At 64.1% G+C, this 6,938-nt stretch carries 7 protein-coding genes; 5 read left to right on the top strand and 2 right to left on the bottom strand.

The window, feature by feature from the left end; genetic code table 11:
• The 4 genes from VFB18_RS13380 to glk all read left to right on the top strand — a co-directional run.
• Positions 1-256, top strand: a 256-nt coding sequence (locus VFB18_RS13380; protein ID WP_324976198.1) for a hypothetical protein, incomplete at its 5' end; no start/stop codon positions are given.
• Between the two features lie 112 nt (positions 257-368).
• Entirely contained in the window at positions 369-1,751 is a 1,383-nt protein-coding gene (locus VFB18_RS13375) for a nicotinate phosphoribosyltransferase (RefSeq protein ID WP_324976196.1), read from the top strand.
• Complete coding sequence (gene pncA, locus VFB18_RS13370) at positions 1,751-2,386, top strand: bifunctional nicotinamidase/pyrazinamidase (protein WP_324976194.1); 636 nt, start codon at positions 1,751-1,753, stop codon at positions 2,384-2,386. Before VFB18_RS13375 ends, pncA begins: the two co-directional genes overlap by 1 nt.
• 77 nt (positions 2,387-2,463) lie before the next feature.
• Complete coding sequence (gene glk / locus VFB18_RS13365) at positions 2,464-3,441, top strand: glucokinase (RefSeq protein ID WP_324976192.1); 978 nt, start codon at positions 2,464-2,466, stop codon at positions 3,439-3,441.
• A 130-nt stretch (positions 3,442-3,571) separates the two neighbouring features.
• On the opposite strand, the gene VFB18_RS13360 is transcribed toward glk, so the two are convergent.
• Positions 3,572-3,904, bottom strand: coding sequence for a CBS domain-containing protein (locus VFB18_RS13360; protein ID WP_324976190.1), 333 nt, complete (start codon positions 3,902-3,904; stop codon positions 3,572-3,574).
• Positions 3,905-3,995: 91 nt separating this feature from the next.
• Here VFB18_RS13360 and ppsA point away from each other — a divergent pair, with 91 nt between their 5' ends.
• Positions 3,996-6,416: a phosphoenolpyruvate synthase gene (ppsA, locus tag VFB18_RS13355; RefSeq protein WP_324976187.1), complete on the top strand. Its 2,421-nt coding sequence runs from the start codon at positions 3,996-3,998 to the stop codon at positions 6,414-6,416.
• On the opposite strand, the gene VFB18_RS13350 is transcribed toward ppsA, so the two are convergent.
• The coding region (locus tag VFB18_RS13350; RefSeq protein ID WP_324976184.1) for a selenium-binding protein SBP56-related protein at positions 6,401-6,938 on the bottom strand (538 nt) is incomplete at its 5' end. The genes ppsA and VFB18_RS13350 overlap by 16 nt on opposite strands.

Raw genomic sequence — 6,938 nt, 5'->3', positions numbered from 1 at the left:
GGGACTGGCGGGTTGCGGCACGCCTAGAACCGACGAGGCGGCCGCTCCGCCCGTCGCCTACGAGCCGCAAGGCCGCGTCGATCGCGCGCCTCTCCCGCCACCGCCGGGAGAAAGCGCACCCTCAAAGCCCGGCATGGCTGCCGTTCAGGGCGACTCGGGAAGCGATTCCGCGAGCCGAATGATTTGGCAGTCGTCGCCGCGCTGGGCCGCAATCAAGGGCAATGACAAGCTCGAAGGAGATCCCGCACCTCAATAGAGCGCTATAGCCCTTCAAGACACTGGAAGGTTAGGCCAAGAATTACTAGTGTCTGGGGCACAGAAATCGGCAATTTACATGCGATCGCCGCCCGACCAGCGCCTCCAGTATAATGAGCGCGACCGTTCTTGACGGGGGCAGGGGCGCAGATTCAAGCCCGCTGCTCACGGATCTCTACCAGCTCAATATGATCGAGGCCTATCTCGCCGAAGGCGAGACGAAGACGGCCGTGTTCGAACTGTTCGTGCGCAGGCTTCCGCCGCGGCGAGGCTTCCTGATGGCCGCCGGGCTCGAGCAGGCGCTCGATTTCCTGGAAACCCTGCACTTTACCGAGGACGAGATTGACTGGCTGCGCGGCACGGGCAAGTTCAGCGTCCGCACGCTCGACTACCTCGCTCAGCTTCGTTTCACCGGCGATGTCCATGCCATTGCCGAAGGCACGGTGTTCTTTGCCAACGAGCCGATCATGCGGGTGACGGCGCCTCTGCCGGAAGCTCAGCTCGTCGAGGCGCGCCTGATCAACATCCTCCATTTCCAGACGCTGATTGCCTCGAAGGCGGCCCGCATGGTGCTCGCCGCACCGGGCAAGCTCCTCGTCGATTTCGGGCTGAGACGCGCCCATGGGGCAGAGGCCGGCCTGATGGCCGCCCGCGCGAGCTACATCGCCGGGTTCTCCGGCACCGCGACCGTGCTTGCGGCAAGGGACTTCGCCATTCCGCTGTTCGGCACGATGGCCCACTCGTACATTCAGGCGCACGACAGCGAAATGGTTGCCTTCGAGCGGTTCGCACACGCCCGTCCCGAAGCACTGACGCTTCTCCTCGACACCTACGACACCGAGGCCGCGGCGCGGAAAGTCGTCGCGCTCGCGCCGAAGCTCAAAGCAGCGGGCATCGCGATCAGTGCGGTCCGCCTCGATAGCGGCGACCTGATCGCGCTCTCGAAGAGCGTGCGCCACATCCTGGACGAGGGCGGTCTTGCCGGCGTCAAGATTTTTGCCAGCGGCGGTCTCGACGAGGACCAGCTCGTGGCCATGGCCAAGGCCAATGCGCCGGTCGATGGCTTCGGCATCGGCACGAGTCTCACCACCTCTTCCGATGTGCCGGTCCTCGATTGTGCTTACAAGATCCAGGAATATGCCGGGCTGCCGCGCCGGAAATATGCGGCCGGCAAGGCGACCTGGCCCGGCCGGAAGCAGATATGGCGCAGCTACGGATCCGGAGGGCGTATGGAGGGCGATGTGCTGGCACTGGAAGGGGATCGGGAGACGGGCGACGAGCTGATTTGCCAGGTCATGCGGGATGGCAAGCGTCTCTTGCCGTCGCTTTCCCTCGACGAGATCAGAGCGTATGCGGCGCGCGAGCTCGAGTGCCTGCCGCGGCCATTGCAAGAACTCGAGCCCGGCGCCAAGTATCCGGTCGAACTCGGCAAGTCTTTGCGCGATTTGGCCGCCGAGTTCGACCGCCGTTTTGAGGATCAGGACCGGAAGCGGTGATGGCCAGGATCAAGATCGGCGATCGGGATGTCCTCATCGTCGTCGACATCCAGAACGATTTTTGCCCCGGGGGCAGCCTGTCGGTGCCCAACGGCCATGAAGTCGTCCCCGTGATCAATCGCCTCGCCAAGCAATTTCCTCACGTTGTTCTCACGCAAGACTGGCATCCGCCCGATCATTTGTCGTTCGCCTCGGCTCATCCCGGCAAGAAGCCTTACGACATCATCGCGGTCGACTATGGACAGCAAATTCTCTGGCCTGATCATTGCGTTCAGGCAACGCACGGCGCCGAGTTCCACAAGGACCTGCATGTCCCGCACGCGGCACTCGTGCTGCGCAAAGGTATTCACCGCGCGATCGACTCCTATTCGACGTTCTACGAGAACGACCGCAAGACGCCGACGGGGCTCGTCGGCTATCTCCGCGAGCGCGGCTTTGCCCGCGTCTTTCTCGCCGGGCTCGCGCTCGATTTCTGCGTGCGCTACTCGGCCGAAGATGCCAAGCGCGAGGGCTTCGGGGTGGCGGTCATCGAGGATGCCTGCCGGGGCATCGACGTCGACGGTTCGATGGGCGCCGCGCGCAAGAGCCTGGAAGGATTGGGCGTCGTCCGAGTCGACCCCGAAGCACTCGCCTGAACGCGCTGCTGCCGAGGCTCGTCGGGAGCGTCGTCGGCATATAGATTTTCGGAACGATGCTCCGCTAGGCTGAGCCGATGCGGAAGGAGGACACGGTACGGAGAGGGGCCCTTGTCGCCGACATCGGCGGCACCAATGCGCGCTTCGCACTGGCCGACCTCGCCACGCTCGATCTGTCCCATATTTGCCGAATCCGCTGCGCCGCCGAGCCGAACTTCGCCGCTGCACTCTCTGCCTATCTCGCCTCGCTTCCCCTTTCGCCCGTTTGCGTCGCCATCGCCGTCGCGGCTCCCGTCCTCGGCGAGGAAGTTCACCTCACCAATTCGACCTGGTCCTTCACCAAACGCGAGCTTCGCCGCATCACTGGTCTCGACGAGCTTCTCGTACTCAATGATTTCGAGGCGCTTGCGCACGCATTGCCCTATCTCAGCCCCTCGGACCTTCGCCAGATCGGAGGCGGGGAACCCGAGCCGCAAGCGCCCAAGCTCGTGCTGGGACCGGGAACGGGGCTCGGCGTTGCCGGGCTCGTCTGGTCGGGTAACGGGTGGATCGCGGTTGCGGGGGAGGGTGGCCACGTATCGCTCGGCGCAAAAGACGAGCGCGAGCTTGCCCTCCTCGAACGTCTCCGTCAGGGCCGCGCGCATCTTTCCGCCGAGCGCGTACTGTCGGGGCCCGGCCTCGCCAACCTCTATCGCGCGATCGCCGCGTCGCACGGGGAAAGTCGCGACGAGCTCGAACCGGACGATATCCTCGTGCGGGGCCTCGACGGCGAGGACGATTTAGCCGTGGAAGCGCTCGATTTCTTCCTCGCCTGCCTCGGCAGTTTTGCCGGCGATGCAACTCTTCTTTTCGGGGCGAGGGGCGGCGTCTATCTCGGCGGCGGGATTGCGCCGAAAATCTTGCCGCTACTGGCACGCGGCTCGTTCCGCGAATCCTTTGCGGGGAAGGGCCGCATGACGGCCTATCTCGAGACCATACCCGTCTTCGTGATCCTCGCCGAGCTGGCGACTCTCAAAGGTGCCGCCGAAGCGATTCGCACCCGGCAGCGCGCCTAGAGTCTGGTGCGATGGAGCCAAGCCTCGCGCTCCAATGCCGTCATGCGAGCCCGAATGTCCGCATCTTGCTTCGACAAGACCGAAGTCTTGTGCAGACTTTGCACCAGGGCGCGAAGGAGATCGGCGCGGCTTATGATGCGAGCGTCGTCCCCCGCATCACCGGCAAGCGATGAAATGAGTGGCGGTCCACCAGCACGACCACTTGGTCGAGCGAGGCGTCTTCGGTAGCGATGATCGGGTCGGGCGTCATCACATCGTCGACCTTGCGGCCGGCTTGCTGGCGCAATCCTTTCTTGACCCGACCGGCCAAGACCTGAAACCAGCGTGGCCGCTTGTGTCCTGCTCCAGGCCGCAAGAAATTGCGTTCGGTAATGAGCCCCACGAGATGCCCGTACCCATCGACCACGGGCGGGGGAGGAAGCTCGTTGCCTTGCCACCTTGTGCCCTCGCGTGGAACCGCCATCTCCGTTCCCATAATAGAGGCGACAGGCTTTATAAATCCTGCTGTAAAGCAAACTCTTGTCACAAGGCATGAGGCAGTCTTCGAGGTCGACATGAAGACTGAAGCGGCGGCGAAATACATTCGCTGGTTCGAGGACCTCGCGCGTGGCGACGTGGCTTCCGTCGGCGGCAAGAATGCCTCGCTCGGAGAATTGGTCCGCAACCTTTCGGCTCACGGCATCAAGGTGCCGCCCGGCTTTGCCGTCACCGCCGGGGGATATTGGCATTTTATCGAGACGAACGGTCTCCGGCCGCTAATCGCAGCAAAGCTCGCGGCGCTCAAGGAAGGGAAGATCTCGGTCGCCGAAACCGGCGAAGCGATCCGCGCGGCAATCGAGCAAGGCGCGTGGCCGGAGGATCTTGCCGGTTCCATCCGTCAGGCCTATCGCGACCTGTCCAGGCGTCTTCGTGCCGACCGGCCGGATGTCGCCGTGCGCTCGAGCGCGACGGCCGAAGACCTCCCCGAAGCGAGCTTTGCCGGACAGCACGAAAGCTTCCTCAATATCGGCGGCGAGGATGAATTGCTCGACGCCTGCCGCCGCTGCTACGCCTCGCTCTTTTCCGACCGCGCCATCAGCTATCGCGAGGCCAAGGGCTTCGATCACCTCAAAGTGGCTCTTTCCATCGGCGTGCAGCAAATGGTGCGCTCGGACCTCGCAGGCGCGGGCGTTGCCTTCTCTATCGACACCGAGACGGGCTTCGACCGCGTCGTCCTGATCAATGCGGCGTGGGGGTTGGGCGAGAACGTCGTGCAAGGCGCCGTCGATCCCGACGAGTATCAGGTGTTCAAGCCGTTGCTCGCCGAGCCTCGATTGACGCCGATCGTTCACAAGAGGTTGGGCGGCAAGGCCATCAAGATGGTGTACACGGGCGTGGCGGCAGAGCCCACGCGCAACGTCGAGACCGGCCCCCACGAGCGCTCTGCCTTTGTGCTGACCGACGCCGAGATTCTCGATCTTGCGCGCGTGATCTGTGCCATCGAGCGCCACTATGGCGTGCCGATGGACGTCGAATGGGCCAAGGACGGGATAAGCGGCGAGATCGTCATCGTGCAGGCGCGGCCAGAGACCGTGCAGTCGCGCGCCGCCGGTGGCCTGCAGCGGACCTACACGATCGGGCGCAAAGGACGGACCCTCGCCTCGGGGCTGAGCATCGGCGGGGACATCGTCTCCGGGCCCGTGTGCATCATTCACGATCCGAAGAACATCCAGCGCTTCGTTTCGGGCTCGGTTCTGGTGACGACCACCACCAACCCCGACTGGGTGCCGATCATGCGGCGGGCCGCGGCCATCGTGACCGAGCGCGGCGGACGCACCTCGCACGCCGCCATCGTCAGCCGCGAGCTCGGGCTCCCCGCCGTCGTCGGCGCGAGCGGTGCCACCAAAGTGCTCCAACCCGGCCAGATGGTCACCGTCTCCTGCGCCGAGGGTGACGAAGGCTTCGTCTATGACGGCATCGCCGAGTTCACCACCGAAGAGGTGGATATCACCGCCGTCCCGGCAACTAAGACCAGGACCATGCTCAACATGGCCAATCCGGCCGCCGCGTTTCGCTGGTGGCGGTTGCCTGCCGACGGAGTGGGGCTCGCGCGCATGGAATTCGTGGTCGCCAATCAGGTCAGGGTGCATCCGATGGCGCTCGTCCATTCCGATAGCCTGACCGACGGAAAGGCGATAGCGGCGATCGACGAGCTAACGCGCGGCTACGACCGCAAGCCCGATTATTTTGTCGATCGCCTTTCCTTGGGGCTCGCGCGCATCGCCGCCGCGTTCCACCCGAAGCCGGTCATCATCAGGATGAGCGACTTCAAGACCAACGAATATGCCGGCCTGATCGGCGGAGCCGAGTTCGAGCCGAACGAGGAGAATCCGATGATCGGCTTCCGCGGCGCCTCGCGCTACTACTCGCCGCAGTACCGGGAGGGCTTCGCGCTCGAATGCCGCGCGGTCCGGCGCCTGCGCGAGGAGATGGGCTTCGGCAACGTCGTGGTGATGATTCCGTTCTGCCGCTCGCCGGAAGAGGCGGATCGCGTGCTCGAGGTCATGGCCGAGAACGGATTAGTCCGCGGAGAGAACGGGCTCGAGGTCTACGTGATGTGCGAGATTCCGTCGAATGTCATTCTCGCGGAAGAATTTGCCCGGCGCTTCGACGGCTTCTCGATCGGCTCCAACGACCTGACGCAGCTGACGCTCGGCGTCGATCGCGACTCGGAGCTGCTTGCTGAGCTGTTCGATGAGGAGAACGAAGCGGTCAAGTGGATGATCCGCACCGTCATCGAGCGGGCGCACGAGGCGGGCGCCAAGGTCGGGCTATGCGGGCAGGCGCCGAGCAATCGGCCAGATTTCGCCGAGTTTCTGGTCGCTTGTGGCATCGACTCGATTTCGGTCACGCCCGACAGTTTCGTTGCCGTCAAACGCCACGTGGCCGATGCCGAGGCGCGGAGAGCCGGCGCTCCCGCTCACGGGAAGCAATAGGAGTCCGACGAACAGTCGCCGCCCTCGAGCCTGATCTGATGCGGTCGATGGCTCTCCGGCCAGTCGATGAAGAAATTCGGGTCGAAGGAGATGCCGCCGCGTGGATCCACGTCGAGCTTCACCATCCAGCCGTCGATGCCTTCGGGGTAGAACTGTGGATCGACCGCGCCGTAGAGCGAATTGGTGAAATAGACGCGCCTGCCGTCGCGGCTGATCTCGACCATTTGCGGTCCGCCGTTGAGCGGCCCCTTGGCTTTGGGGTGGGCGGCGCGCGACACGATTCCGCCGATGCGGACCTTGCCGGTGAGCTTAGGCGCGAAGGGATTGCTCACGTCGTATTGCAGGAGATCGCCTGTTCCCCAGCAGGAGACATAGAGGTACTTGTCGTCGACCGAGAGATCGATGTCGGTAACGAGCGGGGGCACCGCTTTGAAGCCTTTGAGCAGGGGGGGAAGCAGGTCGGGATCGGCCGGCTCGGCAGGAATCTCGATCACTTTTTTTGCCGCCCATTTGTCGCCCTCG

It is taken from the genome of Methyloceanibacter sp., assembly GCF_035650995.1.
In the GTDB taxonomy this organism is placed as follows: domain Bacteria; phylum Pseudomonadota; class Alphaproteobacteria; order Rhizobiales; family Methyloligellaceae; genus Methyloceanibacter.
Note: the sequence above shows the minus strand (reverse complement) of the source record. Positions and strands in the feature narration are given on the sequence as shown.